The sequence below is a fragment of the Nonomuraea mesophila genome (assembly GCF_004352805.1).
Taxonomy (GTDB): domain Bacteria; phylum Actinomycetota; class Actinomycetes; order Streptosporangiales; family Streptosporangiaceae; genus Nonomuraea; species Nonomuraea longispora.
The window spans coordinates 1-24493 of the sequence record NZ_SMLD01000035.1 but is presented as its reverse complement, the minus strand read 5'-3'; the positions used below and the strand labels follow the sequence as shown (position 1 = coordinate 24493).

General features: G+C 72.1%; 21 protein-coding genes. 10 read left to right on the top strand and 11 right to left on the bottom strand.

The window, feature by feature from the left end; translation table 11 throughout:
- Positions 1-4: 4 nt before the first annotated feature.
- The 6 genes from E1295_RS48725 to E1295_RS15955 all read right to left on the bottom strand — a co-directional run bounded on the left by E1295_RS48725 (position 5) and on the right by E1295_RS15955 (position 6811).
- On the bottom strand, positions 5-166 hold the full coding sequence (locus E1295_RS48725) for a hypothetical protein (protein ID WP_166427253.1): 162 nt from the start codon (positions 164-166) through the stop codon (positions 5-7).
- A gap of 13 nt (positions 167-179) precedes the next feature.
- Entirely contained in the window at positions 180-1742 is a 1563-nt protein-coding gene (locus E1295_RS15975; RefSeq protein ID WP_425465345.1) for a carbohydrate-binding protein, read from the bottom strand.
- Between the two features lie 102 nt (positions 1743-1844).
- Positions 1845-3809 (bottom strand): beta-galactosidase, encoded by a 1965-nt coding sequence (locus E1295_RS15970; protein ID WP_132631064.1) that lies wholly within the window; start codon positions 3807-3809, stop codon positions 1845-1847.
- Positions 3806-4642 carry a carbohydrate ABC transporter permease gene (locus E1295_RS15965; protein WP_132631063.1) on the bottom strand — a complete coding sequence of 279 codons (837 nt, stop codon included), beginning with the start codon at positions 4640-4642 and terminating at the stop codon, positions 3806-3808. Before E1295_RS15965 ends, E1295_RS15970 begins: the two co-directional genes overlap by 4 nt.
- A 49-nt stretch (positions 4643-4691) precedes the next feature.
- Complete coding sequence (locus E1295_RS15960) at positions 4692-5567, bottom strand: carbohydrate ABC transporter permease (protein WP_132631062.1); 876 nt, start codon at positions 5565-5567, stop codon at positions 4692-4694.
- Complete coding sequence (locus E1295_RS15955) at positions 5564-6811, bottom strand: ABC transporter substrate-binding protein (protein WP_246080074.1); 1248 nt, start codon at positions 6809-6811, stop codon at positions 5564-5566. The genes E1295_RS15960 and E1295_RS15955 overlap by 4 nt, the downstream gene beginning before the upstream one ends.
- A gap of 107 nt (positions 6812-6918) precedes the next feature.
- Between E1295_RS15955 and E1295_RS15950 the strand changes: the two genes are divergently transcribed.
- The 5 genes from E1295_RS15950 (at position 6919) to dgoD (ending at position 12789) form a co-directional block, all read left to right on the top strand.
- Positions 6919-7605 carry a FadR/GntR family transcriptional regulator gene (locus tag E1295_RS15950; protein WP_246080071.1) on the top strand — a complete coding sequence of 229 codons (687 nt, stop codon included), beginning with the start codon at positions 6919-6921 and terminating at the stop codon, positions 7603-7605.
- Positions 7602-9158 (top strand): alkaline phosphatase D family protein, encoded by a 1557-nt coding sequence (locus tag E1295_RS15945; RefSeq protein WP_220448736.1) that lies wholly within the window; start codon positions 7602-7604, stop codon positions 9156-9158. Before E1295_RS15950 ends, E1295_RS15945 begins: the two co-directional genes overlap by 4 nt.
- A gap of 9 nt (positions 9159-9167) precedes the next feature.
- Positions 9168-10793 carry a discoidin domain-containing protein gene (locus tag E1295_RS15940; protein WP_132631059.1) on the top strand — a complete coding sequence of 542 codons (1626 nt, stop codon included), beginning with the start codon at positions 9168-9170 and terminating at the stop codon, positions 10791-10793.
- Entirely contained in the window at positions 10790-11530 is a 741-nt protein-coding gene (locus E1295_RS15935; RefSeq protein ID WP_132631058.1) for an SDR family NAD(P)-dependent oxidoreductase, read from the top strand. The genes E1295_RS15940 and E1295_RS15935 overlap by 4 nt, the downstream gene beginning before the upstream one ends.
- A gap of 113 nt (positions 11531-11643) precedes the next feature.
- Positions 11644-12789: a galactonate dehydratase gene (gene dgoD / locus E1295_RS15930; RefSeq protein ID WP_132631057.1), complete on the top strand. Its 1146-nt coding sequence runs from the start codon at positions 11644-11646 to the stop codon at positions 12787-12789.
- A gap of 67 nt (positions 12790-12856) precedes the next feature.
- Here the strand turns inward: dgoD and E1295_RS15925 are convergent, their stop codons facing one another.
- The gene (locus tag E1295_RS15925) at positions 12857-15559 is read right to left on the bottom strand and encodes an AfsR/SARP family transcriptional regulator (protein WP_132631056.1); all 2703 of its coding nucleotides are present in this window, start codon (positions 15557-15559) and stop codon (positions 12857-12859) included.
- Positions 15560-15902: 343 nt separating this feature from the next.
- Here E1295_RS15925 and E1295_RS48720 point away from each other — a divergent pair, with 343 nt between their 5' ends.
- The 5 genes from E1295_RS48720 to E1295_RS15905 all read left to right on the top strand — a co-directional run bounded on the left by E1295_RS48720 (position 15903) and on the right by E1295_RS15905 (position 19409).
- On the top strand, positions 15903-16079 hold the full coding sequence (locus E1295_RS48720) for a hypothetical protein (protein ID WP_166427252.1): 177 nt from the start codon (positions 15903-15905) through the stop codon (positions 16077-16079).
- 78 nt (positions 16080-16157) lie between these two features.
- Positions 16158-16685: a TlpA family protein disulfide reductase gene (locus tag E1295_RS15920; RefSeq protein ID WP_132631055.1), complete on the top strand. Its 528-nt coding sequence runs from the start codon at positions 16158-16160 to the stop codon at positions 16683-16685.
- Positions 16678-18486 carry an ABC transporter ATP-binding protein gene (locus E1295_RS15915; RefSeq protein ID WP_132631054.1) on the top strand — a complete coding sequence of 603 codons (1809 nt, stop codon included), beginning with the start codon at positions 16678-16680 and terminating at the stop codon, positions 18484-18486. The genes E1295_RS15920 and E1295_RS15915 overlap by 8 nt, the downstream gene beginning before the upstream one ends.
- The gene (locus E1295_RS15910) at positions 18483-18875 is read left to right on the top strand and encodes a S26 family signal peptidase (RefSeq protein ID WP_132631053.1); all 393 of its coding nucleotides are present in this window, start codon (positions 18483-18485) and stop codon (positions 18873-18875) included. Before E1295_RS15915 ends, E1295_RS15910 begins: the two co-directional genes overlap by 4 nt.
- 6 nt (positions 18876-18881) lie before the next feature.
- Complete coding sequence (locus E1295_RS15905; protein ID WP_132631052.1) at positions 18882-19409, top strand: MauE/DoxX family redox-associated membrane protein; 528 nt, start codon at positions 18882-18884, stop codon at positions 19407-19409.
- Positions 19410-19425: 16 nt separating this feature from the next.
- Here the strand turns inward: E1295_RS15905 and E1295_RS48715 are convergent, their stop codons facing one another.
- The 4 genes from E1295_RS48715 to E1295_RS15885 form a co-directional block, all read right to left on the bottom strand.
- Complete coding sequence (locus tag E1295_RS48715; RefSeq protein ID WP_166427251.1) at positions 19426-20799, bottom strand: High-affinity nickel-transporter; 1374 nt, start codon at positions 20797-20799, stop codon at positions 19426-19428.
- A complete protein-coding gene (locus tag E1295_RS15895) occupies positions 20796-22076 on the bottom strand; it encodes a tetratricopeptide repeat protein (protein ID WP_166427250.1) in 1281 nt (426 codons plus the stop codon). Before E1295_RS15895 ends, E1295_RS48715 begins: the two co-directional genes overlap by 4 nt.
- Positions 22077-22122: 46 nt before the next feature.
- Complete coding sequence (locus E1295_RS15890; protein WP_132631050.1) at positions 22123-23499, bottom strand: DUF4331 domain-containing protein; 1377 nt, start codon at positions 23497-23499, stop codon at positions 22123-22125.
- A gap of 75 nt (positions 23500-23574) precedes the next feature.
- The gene (locus E1295_RS15885; RefSeq protein ID WP_132631049.1) at positions 23575-24192 is read right to left on the bottom strand and encodes a hypothetical protein; all 618 of its coding nucleotides are present in this window, start codon (positions 24190-24192) and stop codon (positions 23575-23577) included.
- Between the last annotated feature and the right edge of the window lie 301 nt (positions 24193-24493).

The following is a 24493-nucleotide window of genomic DNA, read 5'->3' as shown; positions in this document are numbered from 1 at the left end:
GCGGTCAGCCGCCCATCACCATGCCGGCGCCCATGCCCATGATGAGGACCCCGGACACGACGGCCGTGACGGTCCTGCCGCGCTGCCCGGTCAGCAGCCTGCCGAAGACGGCGCCACCGCACGCGAGCAGTCCCCGTGACCGGCCGCGCGGGGTACGGCCGGCCACGAGGATCTGAGCGTTACGGCGTCAGCCGCCTGCCGCCGAAGGTCACGACGAGGCGGCCGTCCGAGGCGAACGACCAGCTCAGCGACCCGCCGTACGCCGAGCAGCGGGACCCGTTCGAGCCGGACCAGAACTGGTTCGAGCCGTCGGCGTCACCGATGATCCGGTCGTTCGACCCGCTGTCGCACGAGGTGTTGCCGCGGAACACCGAGGAGCCGCCGTCGAAGTTGAAGTTGCGTTCCTCGTTGCCGATGCCGACATTGTCCGACACGGTCATCCGGCCGAGGTTGCGGTTGTAGGTGAACCCGTGCTTGCCGTTCTCGTACGCGATGTTGCGCCGCACGACGTGGTTCACGCCGATGTCCTCGCCGCCGAGCTTGTAGCCGTTGCGGTCCCCGTCACCGGCCTGGCTGCCGTCGCTCAGGGTGCCGTTGCCGTAGGCGAGGGAGTCCTCGATGGTGACCGCGCCGATGGGGCCGGTGTCGTCCTTGGTGTACAGGTCGTAGCCGTCGTCGATGTTGTTGTGGGAAACGGTGTAGCGGAAGACGTTGCCGGGGCCGACGGTGAGCTTCGGGGCGAAGCCGTCGGCGTCCTCGCCGTCGGAGTCGGCGTTGTCGTGCGACACCGAGCTCACGACGAGGTTGCCGGACGGCCACTGGTCCGCGGGCGCACCGGCCACCAGCCGCGACAGTTGCAGGCCCGAGTCGCGGTTGAAGCGGGTCACCGTACGCTCGATGACGTTGTTGTGGCCGGCGAGCAGGATGCCGTTGTCGCCGGCGCGTTCGACGACGATGCCGCGGATGTGCCAGTACGACCCGCCCACGGCGAGCCCGCGGTTCGCCGAGTCCTCGCTCTGAGCGGAGAAGTTCAGCACCGGCGTCTCGCCCGGATAGGCGAACAACTCCGTGCGGTCGCCCGGGAGCCCGTCGTCGCCCGGCGCTATGGTGACCGTCTGCGCGTGGCGGTAGGTGCCGCCGCGCATGTAGATCGTGCCGCCGGGGGCGACGCGGGAGATGGCGGAGGTGAGGGTCGTCGGGTCCGACTCCGTCCCGGCAGCGCCGTCGCCGCCGCCCGGTGCCACGTACAGCGTGTCGGCCGGAGGCTGGGTCGTGCCGCCGGCGTCCACCTCGACGTAGTCGATGTTGGGCAGGCCGTTCGAGGTGGTGGGGTCGAGCCGGATGGTGTTGCTCCCCGCGTTCAGCGGCACGGTCAGCGTCGTGGTGGTCCAGGAGGTCCAGGCGCCGGTGGCCGCGAACGGGAGGGTCTGGAGGGTGGTGCCGTTGACGATCAGGCCGGCGGGGCGGCCGCTGGTCGTGCCGTTGGCGTGACGGATGCCGAGGGTGGCCGTTCCGGCGGCGCCGGCGTTGACGGTGAATTGGGCGTAGGCGCCGGTGCTGTTGTCGCCGTTGCAGAATCCGCTGCCCGAATACCCGGTGTGGTCGTTGTCGATGCTGCCCTCGCAGACGGCGGGCGCGGTCTCGGCTTCGTAGCGGGTGGGTGCGGCGTGTGCGGGTGGCGCGACGGCGAGCGTGCCAGCTAACAGGCCGGCGCAGGCGATGGCGGAGGTGAGGCGCATCATGCTGCTCCAATGGGTTGGGTACGGCGTCCCTTGCCCGGGCAAAGCAGAAACGGATGCCACAGTAGGAAAGCGCTTTCCCTCCGTCAACCGCCGCTGAAACTTTCATCCGCCCGCCAGTACGGCCACCCCCCGAGGCGGCAGGACGAGCACGCCGCCGGACCGCTCGCCGTCGAGCAGCACGCTCCCGCCGCCCGGCACCGGCACCCGGCGCTCCTCGAAGGTGTGGTTGAGCAGGAACAGATGGTGTACGCCGTCCGCCCCGGCCCGGGTGACCGCCTCCACACCCTCCGGCAGCCCGGGCAGCCCCACGCCCGCCTCGGCGGCGATGCGGCGGGTCAGCTCCCGCATCACCGCGGGGTCCGGCCGGGTGCCGACGTACCAGGCGACGCCTTCGCCATAGGCGTGCCGGGTGACGGCCGGGGAGCCGTCGCCGAACGCGGCCACCGCCTCGGCGCCCTCCAGCTCGATGCGCTCGGACCACAGCGTGGCCGCCGACCGTGCACCCTCCATGGTGATCGCAACGGTCGCCCCCGCGTGCAGCGGGTCGAACTCGGTGATCGACAGGCCGAGCAGCTCGCGCAGCGGCCCTGGATATCCGCCCAGCCACACCCGGTCGTTCTCGTCGACGATGCCGGAGAAGAACGACACCACCAGGTGACCGCCCCGCTCGACGTACGCGGTCAGGTTCGCCGCCGCCTCCGCCGTGAGCAGGTAGAGGTTGGGCACCACCACCAGCCGGTAGCCGCTGAGGTCGGAGGTGGGCCGCACGATGTCGGTGGTGACGCCGAGCCGCCACAGCGGGTCGTAGTGGTCGCGCAGCCGGTCCATCATGCGGATCCGGTCACTCGGGTGCGACTCCTGCTCGACCGCCCACCAGTTGCGCCAGTCCAGCACGAGCGCCGTCTCGGCCCGCACTCCCGACCCCTCGACCGCGCCCAGCGACCGCAGGTCGGCGCCGAGGTCGCGGACCGCCTGGTGCAGCGGATGATCGGGGCCCGCGTGCGGGACCATGGCGGAGTGGAACTTCTCGGCGCCGCCGCGTGAGGCGCGCCACTGGAAGAACAGCACGGCGTCCGCGCCCCGGGCCACCGCCTGCAGGCTGTCCAGCCGCATGCCGCCCGGCTTCTTGGCCGGGTTGGTGCCCATCCAGTTGACCGCGGAGGTGGCCTGCTCCAGCAGCCACCACGGCCGGCCGTCGCCGAGCCCGCGCCACACGTCGAAGAACAGCGCGCTCTGCAACTGCGGCTCGGGCTCCCGCTGGTCGGGGTAGCAGTCGCCGCTGACGACGTCCATCTCCGCCGCCCAGGCCGGGTAGTCGGTGGTCGGGGTGACGTTGCACAGGTTGGTGGTGACCGGGATGTCCGGAGTGGCCGCGCGTACCACGTCCACCTCCAGCCGGTAGCAGTCCAGCAGCGCGTCGGAGCAGAACGCGGTGAAGTCCAGGGTGTGCGCCGGGTTGGGGATGCCGGTGGTGCGGCGGGGCGGGAGGATCTCCTCCCACGCGGAGTACCGCTGGCTCCAGAAGGTCGTGGTCCAGGCCTCGTTGAGCCGGTCCAGGGTGTCGTAGCGGCGCCGCAGCCAGCCGCGGAAGGCCTCGGCGCACAGGTCGCAGTAACACTTGGGCACCTGGCAGCCGTACTCGTTGCCGATGTGCCAGGCGGCCAGCGCCGGGTGGCCGGCGTACCGGCGGGCGAGCTCGGCGACCAGGGCCCGCGCCGCCTCCCGGTAGGCGGTGGACGACGGGCAGATGTGGCAGCGCGAGCCGTAGCTCAGCCGTACGCCGCCGTCGTCGACCGGCAGCGACTCCGGATGGCGGTGGCCCAGCCACGGCGGCGGCGAGGCGGTCATCGTGGCCAGGCACACCGCCACGCCGTGCTCGTGCAGCAGGTCCATGACCTCGTCGAGCCACGCGAACCGGTAGTCGCCCGGGACGGGCTCGACCTGCGCCCAGGCGAAGATGCCCAGCGTCACGAAATTGACGCCGGCGTCGCGCATCAGCTTCGCGTCCTGCGCCCAGACCTCGCGCGGCCACTGCTCGGGGTTGTAGTCCCCGCCGAAGCGGATCATTCGCGTACGCTCCCTTCGGTCAGGCCGGCCCGCCAGAACCGCTGGAGGGCCCCCGACAACACGATCAGCGGGATGACCGACACGAACGAGCCGACCACCACCAGCGTCTGGAGGATCGGCTCCCGGTCGGCGAAGCCCTGCCAGCTGGTCAGGCCGAGGGTGAGCGGGTAGAGGCTGCTGTCCGACAACATCACCAGCGGCAGGAAGTAGTTGTTCCAGATCCCGATGAACTGGAACAGGAAGATCGTCACCATCGCCGGAGACATGATCTTGAGGGCGATGGTGAGGAAGATGCGCCATTCGCCGGCGCCGTCCGCCCTGGCGGCGTCGAGCACGTCGTCCGGCACCGTGGCCGCGTACACCCGGGACAGGTAGACCCCGAACGGGCTGACCAGGCTGGGCAGCAGCACCGCCCAGTAGGTGTTGGCCAGGCCGACGTCGGACATCAGCAGGAACAGCGGCAGGCCGATGGCGGTGGTCGGCAGCAGCACCCCGGCGAGGATGACGTTGAACAGCGCCTCCCTGCCGCGGAACTCGCACTTGGCCATCGCGTAGCCGGCGCACGCCGCGATGAGCGTGGCGCCCGCCGCGCCCAGCGCGGAGTAGATCACCGAGTTGAGGATCCACCGCAGGTAGATGCCGTCGCCGAAGGAGAACAGGTCGCCGAGGTTGGTCCACAACTGCGGGTTGGCGAACCACAGGGGCGAGGAGTTGATCAGGTCACCGGTGTTCTTGGTGGCCGCCACGACCAGCCAGTACAGCGGCAGCAGGAAGTACGCCGCGAGCACCAGCAGCAGAACGGTGGTGAGCCAGCGCAGGCCGATCGTTCTCATCGAACCTCCTTAAGCGTGGAGACACCGGGCTTCAGCCTTGGGGAGGAAGTCAACGGCGTCCCCTCCCCACGAAGCGCAGGAACCCGAAGGACAGCACGGCGGTCACCAGCGCCAGGATGATCGACTCGGCGGCGGCCAGAGCCATGTCGTTGCCGTTGAACGCGTCGTGATAGGCGGTCAGCGTGGGCGTGTAGGTGGTCGAGATGCCGCCTGACAGCGGGAGCAGGACCAGCGGCTCGTTGAACAGTTGCAGCGAGCCGATGATGGTGAACACGGTGATCAGCACGAGCGCGGGGCGGAGCAGCGGGATCTGGACCCGCCAGGCGATGCCCCAGCGTCCGGCGCCGTCGATCCTGGCGGCTTCGTAGAGCGTGCGCGGGATCGACTGCAACTGCGCCACCACGACCAGCATGTTGTAGCCGACGAACAGCCACACCACGATGTTCATGATGGACCAGAACACCGTGCCCGGCCCCAGCAGGTCGGTCTCGATGCCGAACGCGGCCAGCACGGGGGTGAACGGCGAGGTGCCCGGCGCGTACAGGAAGCCCCACATGATCGAGGCGATCACGCCGGGGATGCCGTACGGCAGGAAGAAGCTGGTGCGGAAGAACCGCGGCCAGCGCGCCATGCCGGCCTCCAGGATCAGCGCCAGCACCGTGGCGCCGACCACCATCAGCGGCACCATGATCGCCGCGTAGACCAGGATGCGGCCGAGGCTCTCCACGAACCCAGGGTCGGACAGCGCCTTTCCGTAGTTCGCCAGGCCGGCGAAGCGGGTGCTCTGGCCGTGCAGCCCGAGCAGGCCGGAGCGCTCGACGGCGGTGAAGCTCTGCGCCAGCGCGTACAGGATGGGTGCGACGAAGAACCCGGCGAACAGCAGCACGAACGGCGCCAGGAAGATCGCGGCGGTGCGTTTCCTCATCGGGCGTTCAGCCCTTTCTCCCTCAGTTGCTCGACCACCTGCGTCTGCGCCGCCCGCAGCGCGCTGGAGAAGGTGCCCTCGCCGGCGAGGGCCCGCGGGAAGCTGTCGTTGAGCCGCTGCCTGGTCTCCTCGTAGCCGGGCCACCACACCCAGCCGCGCGGCACCTGGCTGGACGATTCGGTGAACAGCTTGTCGGTACGCTGCCCGCCGAGGAACGCGGAGGGCTTGGTCAGTGACGGGCTGGACATGCCGTCGAGCGCGGCGGGCCAGCCGTAGCCGCTCTCGATCAGCATCGCGACGCTGCGCGGGTCGCGGTTGATCCACAACGCGAACTCGACGGCCTCGCGGGGATGCTCGCAGCCGCGCAGCAGCGCGGTGGACGAGCCGCCGTTGCTGGCGGAGGCCTTGCCGCCCGCCTCCCACTGGGGCAGCGGCGCGGCCCGCCACTTGCCGGCGGTGTCCGGCGCGTTGGCCGCCAGGATCGCCTCACCCCACTGCGCGAGGGGGATCGCCACGAGGTTGCCGGAGGCGAGGTCCTTGTACCAGCTCGGCGCGAAGTGCGGGCTGACCTTGACGAGCCCGTCCTTGATCATGCCCTGCCAGTAGTCGGCCACCTTCAGCGTCTCCGGGCTGGTCATCCTCGCGTTCCAGACGCCGCCGCGGGTGTCGAACCACGGCGTGCCGGCCTGCCAGGCCAGGCTGATGAAGGGGGAGGCGTCGTTGGCGGGGAAATTCGTGACGTAGGCGTCGGGGTCGGCCGCGCGGACCTTGACGGCCGCCTCGCGATACTCGTCCCAGGTCGTCGGCACCTCGATGCCCCACTTGTCGAACAGGTCGGCCCGGTAGTAGAGGGCCATCGGGCCGGTCGCCTGCGGTACGGCGTAGGTGCCGCCCTCGTACGTCACCAGGTCCCAGGTGTTCTGCTGGAAGTCGGCCCGGTCGGCGTCGGTGAGGTAGGGGTTCAGGTCCATCAACTCGACGTTGAGCAGGAACGACGGCAGTTCCTGGAACTCCATCTGGGCCAGGCAGGGCGCGTCGCCGGCCAGCACGGCGGCGTGGATCTTGGCGTACCCGCCCTTCGGTCCTGGCGGGATGTTGTCCAGCGTGACCTGGACGTCGTCGTGGGTGCGGTTGAACAACTCGACGGCCTTGTCCATCCCCGGAACCCACGCCCAGAAGGTGAGCCGGACGGGATCGCGCCCGGTTGCGTCGGCGCCGCCCCCGCAGGCGCTCAGGAGCAGCATCGCCACCGCGGCCAGGCTGAGGAGGGGGGATCCCAAGCGGCGTGGCCAAATAACCATAAAATATGCTTTTATCATCTTCACAAGGGGATCGGAAGGGATGTGCGGCCTTGAGCTATCCACGGCGTGGGATGCACGGTGAGGTCGTCGAGGATCTGGGCCGGCGCATTCTCGGGGGCGATCCCGATGCCGGCGGAACCCTCGACCCGACCGCCCTGGCCAGGCATTACGGCGTCAGCCACACGGTCATGCGGGAGGCGCTGAAGACCCTCGCGGCCAAGGGGCTGGTGGACGCGCGGCCCAAGCGCGGCACGTTCGTCAGGCCGCGCGCCGAGTGGTCGATGCTCGATCCCGACGTTCTGCGGTGGCGGTTCACCCAGCGCGGTGACGAGGGAATGCTCCGCGACCTCGCCGAGGTCCGGGCCGTGGTGGAGCCGGCCGGCGCACGCCTGGCGGCGCAGCGCCGTACCGACGAGGACCTGGAGATCCTGGAAGCGGCGCTGGCCCGCATGGCGGGCACCGTCGCCGACCCCGTGGCGCACACCGAGGCCGACATCGCCTTCCACCGCGCGCTGCTCGCCGCCGCCCGCAACGAGGTGCTCGACTGCCTCCAGGTGGTGATCGCCGCCGCGCTGTACGCGCGGGACCGCCTGGTGCACGCCGGCGGCGAGCGCACCGGATTCGCCGCCACCCACAGGGCGGTCCTGGACGCGGTGCGCCGCGCCGATCCCGACGCCGCCGAATCCGCCATGCGAGACCTGCTCGCGCAGGCCGGAAAGGACGAAGCCGCATTATGACCACCCCCCACATGACGTCCAGGCGGCGCATGCTCGCCTACGCCGCAGGGCTGGCCGGGCTGGCCGCCGTCGCCCAGGTGCCCGGCGGCTGGACCGACTCCTCACCCGCCCTGCCCTCCTCGCCGTTCACCCTCGGCGTCGCCTCCGGCGACCCCCGCCCCGACGGTGTGGTGTTGTGGACCAGGCTCGCCCCTCAACCGCTCGCCGACGACGGGTTCGGCGGTATGCCGCGTACCCCGGTGCCGGTGCGCTGGGAGGTCGCCGAGGACGACGGGATGCGCAAGGTCGTCCGCAGGGGCGTGGCCACCGCCCGCCCGGAACTCGCGCACGCCGTGCACGTGGAGGTGCGCGGGCTGCGCCCCGGCCGGGCGTACTGGTACCGCTTCACCGCCGGCTCCGACGACAGCCCGGTCGGCCGCACCAAGACCGCGCCGGATCCCCGCCGGGCCGTGCCGGTGAGCTTCGCCTTCGCCTCCTGCCAGGCCTGGGACGCCGGCTTCTACACCGCCTACCGCGACATGGCGGGCCAGGACCTCGACCTCGTCGCGCACCTGGGCGACTACATCTACGAGAACGGCATCGGCGCCACCGGAGGCAAGCGCGGCACGTCCCTGTCCCCCGCGCACGGCGAGCTCGTCCAGACCCTCTCGCAGTACCGGCTGCGGCACTCGCTCGTCGGCACCGACCCCGACCTGCAGGCCGCCCGCGCCGCCGCCCCCTGGGTGTTCACGCTCGACGACCACGACGTGGAGGACAACTGGGGCGCCGACCGGTCGCCCACCGGCGCGACCCCGGAGAACTTCCTGCGCCGCCGCGCCGCCGCGTTCCGCGCCTTCTACGAGAACAACCCGATGCGTCCCTCCGCGCTGCCGGTCGGGCCCGACATGGCGATGCACCACCGGGTCGGCTACGGGCGGCTGGCGACCTTCTTCGTGCTGGACGCGCGGCAGTTCCGCAGCCCGATCGACATCGGCGCGCGGCTCGACCCGTCCCGCACCATGCTGGGCGAGGAGCAGGAACGATGGCTGCTCAAGGAGCTCGCCGGCTCGTCGAGCACGTGGAACCTGCTGGCCAACCAGGTCATGATGTTCCAGCTCGACCGGCTCACCGACCCCGGGCTGCAGCAGCTCAACCCCGACTCCTGGGACGGCTACGCGGCCGCGCGCGAGCGACTGTGGGCCGGCATCGCCGAGCGCCGCGTGTCCAACCCGGTGGCGCTCACCGGCGACGCCCACGTCAACTGCGCCGCGGAGCTCAAGGCCGACTTCGCCGACCCCGGCTCGCCGAACGTGGGCGTGGAGTTCGTGGGCACCTCGATCACCTCCGGCGGCGACGGCTCCGACAGCACGCCGGGAGGCCAGGAATGGCTGGCGGCCAACCCGCACCTGAAGTTCTTCAACAGCCAGCGCGGATACGTGCGCTGCCGGGCCGACGCCGACACGCTGACCACCGACTACGTGGTGGTGGACAAGGTCACCACGGCCGGCGGCGCCGCGTCGGTGCGCAGGTCGTTCGTCGTCGAATCCGGCCGCCCGGCCCTCCAGGACATGTGAGGTTGGATCATGAGAAGGACGTTCCACGCCGCCGCAGCGGTGGCGATCTGCTCGGGCCTGTTCGCGATGCCCGCCGCGTCCGCCGCGGGATCCGTCTCCGCCCGCCTGCCCGCCACGCCGGCGGGCCAGGTCCTGGTGGTGCAGGCCAACCTCCAGGACTCCGTACGCCAGGCGGACGCCCGCGACACCCGCGACCTGGACAACTTCGCCAGGCGGCTGGCCGGGAAGGTGCCCGCGGCGCCGGACGCCCTGCTGCTCACCGAGGTCCTCGGCCCCGGCGCCCGGCATCTGGCGAGCGCGCTGAGCCGGGCCACCGGGCAGCGCTACCGGGCCGAGGTGGCGGGTGAACGCTCCGCCTTCCTGCCCGACGGCGCGGTCAGGGAGAACGCGATCATCCTGAACACCGGCACGATGACGGTGGCCGCGCGCGGCGGCTTCGAACGGGTGCAGGACGAGGACCAGGCCCACGTGGTGGCCGCGCGGCGGGACGGCACGCTGCGCGTACCGCTGGTCGCCGCGCACCCCGGGGGCGATCCCGCGCCGGCCTCGGCCTGGCTCGCCGACCGTCTCGCCCGGGAGGACGGCGTCACCGTGCTCGGCGGCGACTTCCGCGCCGGGCGCTGCGCCGTACCGGCGGAGGACCAGGCCATCGGCTGCGAGCCGCAGCCGTTCTGGGCGGACCTGACCGGGCCGCGCGCCTACACCGACGCCTATTTCGAGCGCGGCGACGCGCAGGCGCGCCGGCACAGCGGGTACGTCTTCGCGAGGGGGGACGTGCTGAAAGCCGCGATCGACACCGACATGCCGGACGTCTCGGACTGCAAGGCGGACTTCGACGCCGGTCGCTCGCACGCCGCGGACCGGGACTGCCGGGACGCCTACTACGCCGACGAGCCGTTCGGATGGGCGCTGCTCGGGGCCGCCCGCGACGAACAGCAGTCGGTGATCCCGGCGAAGCTCGCGCTCGACCACTGCGAGCTGGCCGTGCGCACCGCCGGCGTGATGGCCAGGGTCGTCAACAACACCACGGCGCCGCTGTCGCGGCCGGTCCGCGTGAGCGCGTCCGAGCCGCTCACCGCCACACCCGCCGAGGCCGCCCTCGACGTGCCCGCGGGCCAGGCGAAGAACGTCGTCGTGACCGTCACCGCGCCCAGGGACACCGAACCGGGCGAGCACACCGTCACCGTGACGATCGGAAGCGAGCAGCGGGAGCTCCCGGTCACCGTCACCGAGGACTGCGTCGAGCCGAAGGTGTACGCGACCAGCTTCCACGCGGGCTCCGGCCCCGAACTCGCGGTGGACGAGGACATCGCGACCTTCTGGCACTCGGAGTATCAGCCGCCGCACCCGCTGCCCCAGTCGATCACCCTCAACCTGGGCGAGACCAAGAAGATCAGCGCCCTGGACTACCAGCCGCGCTTCGACGGCAACCTCAACGGCACGATCCTCGACTACAAGGTCTACCTCAGCACCGACGGCCGCACGTTCACGGAGGTCACCAGCGGATCGTGGGCGGCCGACGCGCGGAAGAAGAGCGCCTCGTTCGAGGCGGCCGACGCCCGCTACGTGCGGCTGGAGGGCAGCCGGGCCAGCGGCGGATCCTACCTGTCGGCGGCGGAGGTGAGCGTGCGATGACCAGGTTCGCGGGGCGGACGGCCGTCGTCACGGGTGGCGCGCGGGGCATCGGCGCCGCCACGGTCCGCCGGCTGGCCTCGGAAGGAGCCTCGGTGGTCGTCGCCGACATCGACCAGGCGGCGGGCAGGCAGGTGGCGGACTCCGTCCCCGAGGCCGTGTACGCCGAGTGCGACGTGGCCTCGCCGCGGGCCTGGGACGACCTTCGCACGCTGGTCCTCGACCGGTTCGGGCGGCTGGACGTACTCGTCGGCAACGCCTACCTGGTGCGGCAGGGGCCCGCCGACCAGGTGGGGCCGGACGACTGGAACGCCCAGCTCGCGGTCAACCTCGGCGGGTTCTACCTGGGCGCGCGTACGTTCATCGGCGAGCTGCGGCAGGCTCGCGGCGCCCTCGTGGCGGTCTCCAGCGTGCACGCCGGATTCGGCCTCCCCGGCCGCCCGGCCTACGCCGCGTCCAAGGGCGGGCTGCTCTCGCTGACCCGGCAGCTCGCCGTGGAGTACGGCCCCGAGGTACGCGCCAACGCGGTGGTGCCCGGCCCCATCCTGACCGGGACGTGGGACGGCATCGACGAGGAGGGCCGGGAGCGCTCGGCCCGCGCCACGGTGGCCGGGCGGCTCGGCAGCCCCGACGAGGTGGCCGCCGCCATAGCGTTCCTGGCCAGCGGCGAGGCGTCGTTCATCACCGGCGCCTCGCTGACCGTCGACGGGGGCTGGAGCGTCACGAAGGACTCCAACTGACCACCTGAACCGGACCACTGGGCCCGAACCGCCCGAACCGTCGGAACCGCCGGAACCGTCTGAACCGGATCATCTGGACTTCCGCCGGACCGCGACCGATCGAAAAGGGACTCATGCGCATCGTCTCGCTCACGACCTACCTGGTGGCGCCCCGCTGGTTGTTCCTGCGCGTCGACACCGACGAGGGGATCACCGGCTGGGGCGAACCGGTGGTCGAGGGCAGGGCGGCCACCGTGGCCGCGGCCGTGGCGGAACTGTCCGAATACCTGGTCGGCGCCGATCCGCTGCGCATCGAGGACCACTGGCAGGTGCTCACCAGGGGCGGCTTCTACCGGGGCGGGCCGGTGTTGTCCAGCGCGGTCGCCGGCATCGACCAGGCGCTGTGGGACATCGCCGGCAAGACCTACGGCGTGCCGGTGCACCGGCTGCTCGGAGGACCGGTCAGAGAGCGCGTGCGCGTGTACGGCTGGGTGGGCGGCGACTCGCCCGCCGAAGCGTCCGACGCGGCGGTGGAACTGGTGGAGGGCGGGTTCACCGCACTGAAGATGAACGCGGCGGGCATCCTGCGCGCCATCGACACGGCGGCCTCCGTCAAGGCCATCGTGGACCGGCTCGCGTCGGTGCGCGCCGCGGTCGGTGACGAGGTGGACATCGCGCTGGACTTCCACGGCCGGCTGAGCCTGCCCATGGCCCGCCGCGTGCTGCCGCTGCTGGAGCCGTACCTGCCGTTCTTCGTGGAGGAGCCCGTCGTGCCGGAGCTCACCGCCGAACTCGCCGCGGTCACCTCGGCCACCAGCATCCCGATCGCGGCGGGGGAGCGGCTGTACTCGCGCTGGGAGTTCCGCCCCGCGCTGGAGGCGGGCATCGCGGTCGCCCAGCCGGACGTCTCACACGCGGGCGGCATCTCGGAGACCCGGCGCATCGCCGCCCTGGCCGAGGTCTACGGCGCCGCCGTCGCCCCCCACTGCCCGCTCGGCCCGATCGCCCTGGCCGCCAGCCTGCAGACCGGCTTCGCCACCCCGAACCTGCTCATCCAGGAGCAGAGCCTCGGCCTCCACTACAACCAGCCCGCCGACCTGCTCGACTACCTGGTGGACCCGTCGGTGTTCAGGTACGCCGACGGGCACGTGCCGCTGCCGACCGGCCCCGGCCTCGGCATCGAGATCGACACCGCCGCCGTCGAACGCGCCGCCGAGACCGGCCACCGCTGGCGTTCCCCCATCTGGCGCCGCGACGACGGCGGCCTCGCCGAATGGTGATCGTCCGAAGGTCCCCGGCCCGAGGACCGGCGCGCCCGAAGTCGTCGGTCCGGTGTGAGTGGCGGGTTCACGGGCGGCCCAGTGCCGCGCAGCGGGCACGGACCGCCTCGGCCGCGGTGTCCCCGACGGCGTCGTAGCACTCCACGGCCCGCTTCCAGGCGTCCAGCGCGGCCGCCGTGTCGCCCGCCGCCATGTGCGTCTCCCCGAGCCGGACCAGCGTCTGCCCGGCAGGGCGGAGGTCGTCGCACTCCTGGAACAGTTCGGCCGCCCGCTCGTAGCCGGCCACCGCCCGCGGGTGGTCACCCATGGCGTCCAGCACGTAGGCGATGCTGTCCCAGGCGTGCCCCTCGCCCTGGGCGTAGCCGAGGTCCGCCAGGATGCGCTGCGCGTGGCTGCAGTCGGTGAGCGCCTGGTCGTACGCACCGAGCTGGGCGCGCCACCAGCCGGCGTTGTTCAGCGCCCGGGCCGTGCCGATGGTGTCTCCGCCCGCCTCGAAGAGTTCCAGGGCGCGCAGCGCGTGGCCGAGTTCCTCACCGGGGCGTACCCGGCTGACCGGCACCGTCAGGCCCAGGTGCAGATGCGCCTCCAGGACGGGCTCGCCGAGGTCGCGGTGGAGCTCGATGGCCTGGTCGAAGTCCCCGACCGCCTCCTGGTCGTGGCCGAGCCCGGCGTGGGCGCGGGCCAGGCGGCTGTGGCTGCCGGCCTGCGCCACGCGGTCGCCGAGCCGTTCGGCGGCGCCCAGCACCACCGCCTCGACGCGCAGGATCTCCTCCCAGTGGCCACGGCGCTGCATGAACTCGCCGAACCCCCACGCCAGCTGCCAGGCGTGCCGGTCCAGCCCGGCCTCGGCCGCCTCAGACACCACCGCGGGCAGCGCCACCGACTCGGCGGCGTACCAGCGCAGGGCCTCGGCCCGCCCGGCGAAGCGCTCCACGGCGACGCCGGGGACGGGCGGGTCCGGCGTGACGTGCTCGCGGTGCGGATAGCACACGGCGCTGGCCGCGCAGGCCGACTGCAGGTAGTGGTCCAGCAGGCGCCGGGTGGCGGAGCGCCGTACGGTGCGGCCGTCGGCGGCGCGGGCCTGTTCGGCCGCGTACGCGCCCAGCAGGTCGTGCAGGCGCAGCCGGCCGTGGGTGGAGAGGTCGACGAGGTTGGCTCGGTCGAGGTGGTCGACCAGCTTCCGCGTACGCTCCACGGGCAGGGCGGCCAGGCTGGCCGCGGCGGACAGCGAGAAGTGCGGGCCGGCCTGTGCGCCGAGGTGGCGGAAGAGCCGGGCCGCCTCCTCGTCCAGGTCGCGGTAGGAGCGGGCGAACACGGCGCGCAGGTCGATCGCGGGGTCGGTGTCGGCGAACGGTTCGAGGTCCGTCTCCGCCCCTTCGAGGTCGGCGGCGATCTCGGCCAGGGGCAGGTCGCTGCGCCGTACCATCCGTGCCGCCACGATGGCCAGGGCCAGCGGCAGGCGGCCGCACCTGTCGATGATCAGATTCGCGGCCTCGGACTCGGCTGCCAGGCGGGCCGGGCCGACCCGGGCGGCCAGCAGGTCGCGGGCGTCCTCGCGGGACAGGACGTCCAGATGGAGGAGGGAAGCGCCGACGGTGACCGACAGCGAGGGCAGCTCCGACCTGCTGGTGATCACCGTGAGGGATCCGGGCGCCGTGGCCAGCAGCGGAGCGACCTGGTCGGCGCCGCGGACGTCGTCGAGCATGACGAGCACCCGGCGGTCGGACACCAGGCTGCGATAGAGCCCGGTCTGCGCCTCGACGCCGGAGGGGACCTGGCTCTCCGGGACGCCGAGCGCGCCGAGGAAGCGGGGCAGCACCGTGCGGGCACCCGCGGAGTCGAGGGCGCCGAGGCCGGCGTAGAGCTGCCCGCCGGGGAACCGGTCGCGGTGCAGGTGGGCCCAGCGCAGCGCCAGCGACGACTTGCCCACCCCCGGCGGTCCCGAGATCACGCAGACGGCGCCGGCGGCCGCCAGTTCCTCCAGCTCGGCCCTGCGGCCGACGAAACACCCGAGCTGGACGGGCAACTGCGCGGGAACCGGACGTTCGGCCTCGGCCACCTCGCCGTTCCGTAGCAACATGCGATGGACCCGGCGCAGCGCCGTACCGGGTTCGACGCCCAGCTCCTCGGCGAGCGTGTGGCGTACGCCGGCGAAGCAGGTCAGCGCCTCGGCCGTACGCCCCGACGCGTGCAGCGCCTCGATCAGCGCGACGGCCACCAGCTCGTCCAGCGGGTGCTCCTCCGCCAGCGGCGACAGCGCCGCCACCGCGGCTCCCGGGTCGGCGACGGTCACCGAACGCGCCCACCGCAGCACGATCTCCTTGCGCTCCTCCCGCAGCCGCCGGCGGGCACGTTCGGCCCACTCGCCCGGCAGCCCCGTCAGCGGGTCACCGCGCCACAACGCCAGCGCCTCGTCCAGCAGCTCCCGAGGATCCGGTACGGCCGCCGCCCGCCCGGTGAGCCGGCGGAACCGCGACAGGTCCACGGCGGATTCGTCCACGTCGAGCAGGTAGCCGCCGAGCTTGCGCAGCACGTCGCCGTCGTCGCCGAGCACGTCGTGGCGAAGGTGGGTGATGATCGTGTACAGCGTGTTCCGCGCCCCGGACGGGATCCGTTCGCCCCAGATCCGGGTCAGCAGCGTCTCGACGGGGACGACCCGGCCGACCTCCCAGGCGAGCGCGGCGAGTGCGAGCGCGGCCTGGGGAGGGCGCACCGCACTGGTCTGATCCGCGCGCTCCAGCTCCACCGGTCCGAGCAACCGAATCAACATGAGTTCCCAGCGTAGCCAGGGGAGATCGACTTCGTGCCATGGCTGCGCAACAGCATGGAGAAGTCACTGAGGAGTCATTGAGAAATCACTGAGACGTCCGGGTGAGGCTGCCAGGAGAAGGCCCGTCCTACAGGAAGCGAGGGCTCATGCACGCCTTACACGGACTCTGCGACCGCCTGGTCGCCCGGCTCGTCCCGCAGGTGAAGGCCTCGGCGCTGGGGTGCTACTGGCAGTGGGACGACAAGCCGCAGCAGTGCTACAAGCGCTGGTGCTGTGAGTACGTCAACGGGACGAGATGTAACGGCTGGGTCCGTTGCTGACGGACAACAGGAGGCAGGACGTCATGCGGGTGCTCACCAGACTCACCGATCGGCTCGTCGAACGACTCGTCCCCCAGGTCAAGGCCTCGGCCAGCAGTTGCTGGGAGGAATATCGCACCGTGATGGGTGGCCGGTGCCAGTACCGCAGGTGCTGCTCCTACAACACGGGGACCAGGTGCAACGGCTGGTCCTACTGCTAGACGCCGGTCCGGTGTCGTGACCCACGGGCCGGGCCTCTGACCAGGCCCGGCCCTCCGTTCCGCGATGAGGAGATCGTGATGGTTTACGCGCTGTGGGCGGCCGTGGTGGTGCTGGCCGTGCTGTGCGTCCTCAACCTGGCGCTGGGCCTGGGCATCATCCGCAGGCTGCGCGAGCACACCGAGCGTCTCAACGGCCTGTACGAGCAGGCCGGCGGCGCTCCACCGCCCTCGCTCCTGCCCGGTGAGACGGTGCCGGAGTTCGAGGCGGGGTCCCGGCTGCGCGGGCGTACGCTGGTCGGCTTCTTCTCCCCGTCGTGCGCGCCCTGCAAGGAGCTGGCCCCCAAGTTCGCCGAGCTGGCCCTGACGATGCCGCGCGAACAGGTCATCGCCGTGATCGCCGGCTTCCGCGACGAGGCCGGGCCGATGCGCGAGCTGCTCGAACCGGCCGCCATGGTCGAGACGGCCGGCCCGGACGGCGGGTCGATGGCCAAGGCGTTCAAGGTGGCGGCCTTCCCCAGAGTCTTCCTCATCGACGACGGCCGGACCGTGCTCGCGACGGGCCACGACCTGGCCGACGTGCTGGCCCTGACCGCCGCCCGTGGCTGAGTGGTCCTGGCCGCGTACGCTGGCCGCCGTCACAGGGCTGGCCTGGCGCAGCGCGCCCGCGACGGTGCTCTGCTACGTCGGCGCCACACTGGCGCAGGCCGCGGTCCCCATCGCCACGGCCTGGTTCACCAAGGCGCTGCTCGACGCGCTGAACGCCGAGCGCGGCTCCGTGCTCGGCGCGGCGCTCGGGCTGGCCGCCAGTGGCCTGGCCGCCGGCGTGCTGCCGAGCCTGTCCACCTACGCCAACGGCGCCCTGGGCAGGGCGGTCGGCCTGCGCGCCACCGATCGGCTGTTCGCCGCCACCGGGAAGTTCGCCGGGCTGCGCTACTTCGAGGACCCCGCCTTCCTGGACCGGCTGCGCCTGGCGCAGCAGTCCACCACCGACTGCCACGGGCTGCTCGGATCCGCTTTCGACGTCGGCAGGGCCGCGCTCACGGTCGCCGGGTTCCTCGGGGCGCTGGCGCTGATCAACCCGTGGATGGCGGTGATCGTGCTGGCCTCGCTCGCGCCCGCGCTCGCCGCCCAGCTACGTCTGGCCAGGCAGTACACGACGATGATGTGGCAGACCAGCCCGTCCCAGCGCAGGGAGTTCTTCTACGGCCAGCTGCTGACCGGCGCCCAGGCCGCCAAGGAGGTCCGGCTGTTCGGGATCGGCGGTTTCCTGCGCGGGCGGATGCTGGCCGAGCGAAGGGGCGTCAACCGCGCCCAGCGCCGCCTGGACCTGCGCCGGCTGGCCACGAACGGCGCGCTCGAACTTCTGGCCGCGCTGGTGGCCGGCGGCGGGCTGGTGTGGGCGGGCCTGGTGGCGCGCGAAGGCAGGATCAGCGCGGGGGACGTGGTGATGTTCATCGGTGCGGTGGCAGGCACCCAGCTGGGGCTCAACACGATGGTGCACATGATCGCGCAGATGGCCCAGAGCCTGCGGATGTTCGGCCACTACCTCGACGTCACCCACGCCCCGCCCGACCTGCCCGTCGCGGCCACCGCCCGGCTGCCGGCGCTGCGGCGCGGCATCGAACTGCGCGACGTGTGGTTCCGGTACGGCGACGACCACCCGTGGATCCTGCGCGGCGTCGACCTGTTCATCCCGTACGGCGGCACCGTCGCCCTGGTCGGGCTCAACGGAGCGGGCAAGAGCACCCTGGTCAAGCTGCTGTGCCGGTTCTACGACCCCACCAAGGGCACGATCCTGTGGGACGGCGTGGACCTGCGCCACAGCGACCCCGCGGACCTGCGCGCCCGGATCAGCGCCGTCTTCCAGGACCACATGGCCTATGACCTGTCCGCCGCCGAGAACATCGGTCTCGGGCATCTTCCCCTGATCGACTCCGGGCCCGACATCGAGGCCGCCGCGCGGCGGGCCGGCATCCACGATGCGCTCGTCGCGCTGCCGCGCGGTTACCGGACTCTGCTGACCCGGCTCTTCTTCAGCGACGGCGACGAGGACTCCGCGTCCACCGGGGTCGAACTGTCCGGCGGGCAGTGGCAACGGATCGCCATCGCCCGCGCGCTGCTGCGCGACGGGCCCGACCTGATGATCCTCGACGAGCCCAGCTCAGGGCTGGACCCGGAGGCCGAACACGACATCCACGTCCGGATGCGCGCCGGCCGGTCAGGGCGTACCGGCCTGCTCATCTCGCACCGCCTCAACACGGTGCGCGACGCCGACCTGATCGTCGTGCTGAAGGAGGGGCGGGTGGCCGAGCGAGGGCGGCACGAGGACCTGATGGACCTGCGGGGCCCGTACGCCGACCTCTTCACCCTGCAGTCCGCGGGCTACGTCACGGAGCACATCGGATGAGATACATGGCCGGCATCGTGCTGGTGGTGGTCGCCGCCCTGGTGTGGCTGCGCGGGCGGTTCGTCACGGTCACCGTCGAGGGCGTCAGCATGGAGCCCACCGTGCGTCCAGGGCAGCGGCTGCTGGCCCGGCGTACCCGGGGTGTGACGGGCGACGTCGTGATCGTGCGCAACCCGCACCTCGCTCCGCCGCTGCTGGTCAAGCGGCTGGCCGCCTGCGAAGGGGAACGGCTGCCCGCTGTGCTGGGCGGTGGTCCCGTACCCGCCGGTCGCGTCGCGGTCCTCGGTGACAACCCGGGCCGGAGCGTGGACTCCCGGCACTTCGGCCTGCTGCCCGCCTCTCACGTGGTGGCGGTCATCAGGTCTCTGCCTCCACGAGGGGAACAGTGATCGATCATGCAGTACGTCGAGGTGGCGAGCAGGCTGCTGCTGGTCACGGTGTTCGCGCTCGCCCTGGCGGGCAAGGTCTGCGGACGCCGGGCCTGGGAGGGGTTCGTCGGGTCGCTCAAGGAGATGGCCGTGGTCGGCCGGGCGGTCGTCCCGATGGCCGCCGTGGCCGTCACCGTGGCGGAGACCGCGGTGATCGTGCTGGTCCTGGCGCCGCCACGCTGGGCCGGGACGGCGGGATTCGCGCTGGCGGCGGTGCTGCTGAGCTGCTTCACCGTGGCCGTGAGCGCGGTGGCCCGCAGGCCGGCCCCGGTGCCGTGCCGTTGCTTCGGCCCTTCCGCGACACCGGTCGGCGTGGCGCACGTGGTGCGCAACCTGATCCTCGTCGCGGCGTCCCTGCTCGGGCTGGTGGGATCGCTGGCGAACGACCCCACCGACCTGGTGATCAGCGCGGCTGCCGGAACTCTGGGCGCGGTGGCGGGACTGCTGCTGGCGCGGTGGGACGACCTCGCGGCGCTGCTGAGGCCGTCCTGGTGAATGCCCGGTGGGACGGTCACACCAGGGCGGCGACCGCGCGCAGGGTGACGCCCGTGCCGACGAGCAGGACGAGCGCGGCGGTCATCGTGGCGCTGTAGGGGCGCAGGCGCTGCAGCCGCCCCACCAGGGTGAGGTCACCCAGCCTGCGCAGAGCGAGCGCGGCGGCCAGCAGCGTGAGCGCCATGCCGAGCCCGTAGCAGACGACGGTCATGACACCGAACACGGTACGTCCCAGTGCCACCGCGCCGAGCAGGACCACCAGGGCGGACGGGCTCGGCACCAGCCCGCCGGCCACGGCCAGCGCCACCACCCCACCCGATCGCCGCCCGTGCCCGTGGCCGTGCCCATGCCCGTGGCCGTGCCCGTGACCGTGACCGTGCCCGTGCCCGTGACCGGGGACGGAGCCGGGGGCGGGGGTGCGGCGGCGGGCGGAGCGGAGCAGGCCGGCGCCGATCAGGGCGATGATGAGGCCACTGGCCACCCCGAGCCAGCTCAGCACCGCCTCCCCCGTGAACGACGCGGTAAGCGTGACCAGCAGCCCCAGGACCAGCACCCCCGCCGTATGGGTGGCGGTGACCGTGGCCGCGACGGCGGCCGTGTCGCGCAGCCGTCTGTCACGCCCGGCGAGGTAAGCGGCCATGACGGTCTTGCCGTGGCCGGGCATCGCCGCGTGCACGGCTCCGAGCAGCAGCGACAGCAGCAGGGCCAGCATGCCGAGCGGCACGGTCAGCCGGTCGGCGCCCACCAGCGTGTTCAGCCGGTCGGCCAGCAGGGTGGTGTAGCGGGTGATGAGGTCCACGCCCGGCACGGTCACGGACGTCCCGGCTTCTCCGGCGCCCGGCTCCACCGTGACGCGCGCTCGGCGTACGTCGAGGGGGGAGCTGAGCAGGTCGGCGGGGTAGTCGCGCAACCCGCCCGACACGCTGTGCGCGGGCACGCTGGAGGCGCTGAGCCGCACGCCGTCCCCCCGGGCCGTGATCTCCCGCCAGCCCACGGTGCCGGCGCGGTGGGCGTTGGCGAAGGTGAGGGTGAGCGGCCGGTCCACCCGCAAGGGCGCGGTCAGGCGGCACGTCAGCCTGCTCGTACGCAGCCCCGCCGCCCCCGCCTGGTAGGCGAAGGACGTCTCGGTCACCCGCCAGCCCAGCGGCCGTCCCTCCACCGTGCCCCTGACGGCGTCGCGCAACTCGGCGCAGGCGCGACGGGCGTGGGCGTCCACGGGGCCGCGTACCGGCTGCTGCAAGGTCGGGATCTCGGCGCTGTCCACGATCGCGACGTGCTCGATCCGGTCGCGGTGGATCGTCAGCCCGTCGTAGTGGTTGACGCTGAAGTTGCCCAGCGGATGCGCGGCCAGCACCGCCGAGACCAGAGGGGCGGCCAGAGGAGCGATCATGCCGTCGCCGCCAGCAGCCTGCGCGCCCGCGCCGCCCCTGCCGGGGAGAAGTGCGGGTGGATGGACAGGGCCCTGGTCAGGTGGGCGCGGGCGGAGGCGGTGTGCCCGAGTGCCTGCTCGATCTCGCCGCGGTGGTAGGCGAACAGCGCCCGGTGCCCGCCGAGCCTTTCGGCGCGGGCGGCGTACGTGGCGGCCTCGGCGTGGCGGCCCGCCCGGTGCAGCGCCCAGCCCAGGGCGTCGGCGACCTCGACGCTCTGGCGCCGTTTCCACTCCGCCCGCAGGTGCCGGACCGCGGTGTCCGGATCACCGTGATCGGCTTCGTACGTGCCCATGGCCAGGTGGTCGGTCTTCCCGGCGGCGACCAGGAGCTTGTGCTGGGCGGTGAACACGGCGTACTGACGCCCGGCCCCGGCCCGGTCGCCGAGGTGTTCGAGCAGTTCGCCGTACTCGACGACGAACGACGGAGCCTTGGCGACGACGGCGGCGTAGCCGCGCCGCGCCTGGTCGACGTGGCCGAGCGCGGCCTGTGCGCGGGCCTTGCCCGCCTGCGAGGGCACGTGCCCGGGATCGGCGGCCAGCGCCTCGGCGTAGGCGGCGAGCGCGGAGCGCGGGTCACCGGTTTCCCAGGCCAGGTCGCCGAGTTGCCCTTGGCAGAAGGCGTATTCGGCGGGGTCGCCGGCGATCGAGCACGCGCGGTGCAGCAGTTCGCGTGCGGGCCCCGGCCGCCCGTGCACCTGCTCCAGGCGTGCGGCCCTGGTGAAGGAGGCGAAGTCGGGGCGGCCGTCGAGCATGTGCCGCAGCGTGCTCTCGGCCTGGCGGTAGTGGCCGAGTTCGAGGTGGGCGTCGGTGAGCACGCCGTACAGCGGCCAGCGGTAGGGGGCGGCCTCGCGGGCCTGTTCGGCCCACCGGACCGCTCCGGCGAAGTCGTGCGCGGCGTTGGCCAGCGCGCCCATGCCGATCACGGCGTCGATGTACGGCTCACCGTCGCCCGTGGGCAGGCGCATCGAACGTTCGAACGCGCCACGCGCCTTGGCGTGGTAGGCGCCGTCGGCGGTGCGGCGGACCTGCTCCAGGTAGAGGAAACCGAGGCCCGCCCAGGCCGCCGCGTCGTCCGGGTGACGGCGCAGGCGGTTCTGGGCGTCCTCGATCGACCCGGCCAGGTCGTACGGCGACCACCCCGCCTTCCTGGGTGTCGGTTCGTCCCGGCGCAGGGCGCCGCCAGGGGCGTACAGGGCCAGCAGCACGCATCCCAGCAGCAGGCATCCCAGCAGGGGCAACGATCGCCGTATACGACTCATCTGATCGGGTGTCCTCGGTGCGGGCTCAGCCGGCGGTGACGGGCAGCGCCAGGTAGGGGAAGCTGCCGGAGATGGGTTTGTAGAGGAATGCCGGGTTGTCCTCGGCGATGAGGTTCGGAGCGCCGGGGCCCGCGGGCTCGCCCAGGAGCATGCGCAGGTTGACGGTCACGACGTCGTCGATGAGGCGGCGGCCGTTGGGGTAGCCCTGCGCGTCGCCCTTGAGCAGGCCGTACTTGTCCGGCTCGGCGGCGACGGGCGTGCTCATGTTGAGGCGCAGTTCCTCCGCCTTGACGATGCGCGAGACGTCCCGGTTCAGCAGGTGGGAGTTGAGGTCCCGGTCGATCGGCCCGTCGCCCTGCGCGGTCAGGCCGGTGAGGTAGATCTCCTCCAGGTCCTTGCGCGGGGCCGGCGGCGCCGCGACCTTGGCCTGTTTCGCGACGACCTTGGCCTGGCCGGGGTCGAGCGTGGACGGCACGACCAGCCCGCCGCTCTCGTCGCCGTCGGGCCGCAGCGTGTTGAAGCGGTCGCGCTGCTTCAGCGGAATGATGACCTCGTTGAAGTTGGGGTTGCCCAGCCGAGAGACCTGCTTGTAGCCGGCCTCCCCCGAGCCGAGCACGCCGCTGGACCTGCGGGAGGCGGTGGTCCAGACGCCGATGACGGGGTTGGCCGCGGGGTCGCCGCCGAGCGCCAGCTCCGACTTGGGGATCTGCAGGGCCAGCGAGCTGACGTTGAGCGGCACGCCCGTCTTGACCGGGAAGAACGGCAGCCCGAACCTGAGCAGGTTGACCGCGTGGTTGTCGGAGTAGAACGGGTCGGCGGCCGTGCCGGTGAAGACCTTGCCCCCTCCCGGCAGGTCACGGACGGCCTTGCGGCGCAGCTGCGGATAGTCGGGCGCGGCCAGGGCGCCCATGTCGGTGGGAGCGACATAACCGTCGCGGACGAGCGTCTCCCACTTGCCGTCGCGCAGCCTGGTCAGCGTGTAGCTCTGCTCGACCAGGGCGTCGGCCGGCCCGGCCTGGTGCTTGCGGACCAAGGAGGGCACCGGAAGCCCCTTGGTGGTGAACGTCCACCGGTAGGTGACGGCGGCCCGGCCGGTGCCGGTGTTGTCGATGTGCACCTCGTAGCGGGCGCCGGTGTCGAACTGGTAGGGCTTGTTCGGCACCTGGAAGGGGATGTAGTTGGCCACGATCGTGACCGTGTCCTGGCGTTCGGGGCTGGTGAAGGCGTACAGGTCGGTCGCGTCGACCTGCTTGTCCCGGGTGGTCGCGGGGGCGTCCCAGTGGCTGGTCGCCGTGCCCGGCCGCATGGAGGGGCCGAGCAGCACCGTGGTCGTCAGCATGGCTATGGCGGCGCCGCCGGCGGCGGCCCACGTCCACCGGCTTCTCGCGCTGGTCACTCGCATCTGTCTCTCGTTTCGCCGGCACCCGGCCGTGCCCGCGGGCACGGCCGGGCGGATCTCAGGTCAGGGGAGGTCGCCCTACGGCACGTACTGGACGACCGCGTCCAGGTTGGCCAGGTAGGCGCCCTCGTTCAGCGGGATGCCGGTGAGCCGCCTGACGGTCCGGCTGAGGTAGGGGCTGACGTAGAACGGCCAGTGCTTGGGCCCGATGCCGCCTTCGAGCGGCCGGGGCGTGGGAACGTACGGGGCGAACTCCGACAGCCGGTAGGTGGCCACGAGCTGCTCGCCCTGGGGCCGGCCGTCGATCTCGACCTGAGCGTGCGCGCCGTCGGGGCGCAGGTAGATGTCGTGGATGGCGGCCCTGTGCCCGCTCTTGACGTCGTTGATGGCGAACCCGCCGGGGTAGTAGACGCCGTTGCACGGGTCGATGTGGTCCTGCTTCCACCCGATGGGCATGTAGATGCCCTTGTTGCCGGGCTTGGCCTGCATGGGGGCGAGGCCCTCCACCCGGATGCCGCGCTCGTCGAGGAGCCTGACGATGTCGTTGCCGAAATCGAAGTTCGCGTGCCCCTTCGGGCCGAAGTAGGGGAACTCGAAACACGTGGCGCTCGGCGGCTGAATGGACGGGCTGCCGGGAATCGTGGGAGCGGCCCCTGCGGGGGCGGCCGTCGCCGCGATTATCGCGGCGCCGATCATGAGTGTTCCGGTAATGCGGGAAAGGGTGCGCATGGCTGTCGGCCTTTCGTTGTCACGAGACGATCGAACGCCTCTGACCTGCGATGACCTGCTCAACGTAGTGAAGATGTCACTCTTTGTAAAGGGAGCGTAAACGCGGTCATCGAAAGGCCGGCATCCGTAAATCGGGTGCACGAAAACAATGCGCGGCGAGGTCGGTTGTATGGGGCGTGAAAAGAGAAAGGCGCCCGATTCGAGGGCGCCTTGTGGTGGGCTCAGATTCCGGTGTCCGGGGAGGGTGGGACGGTGGGTGTGGGGGTCG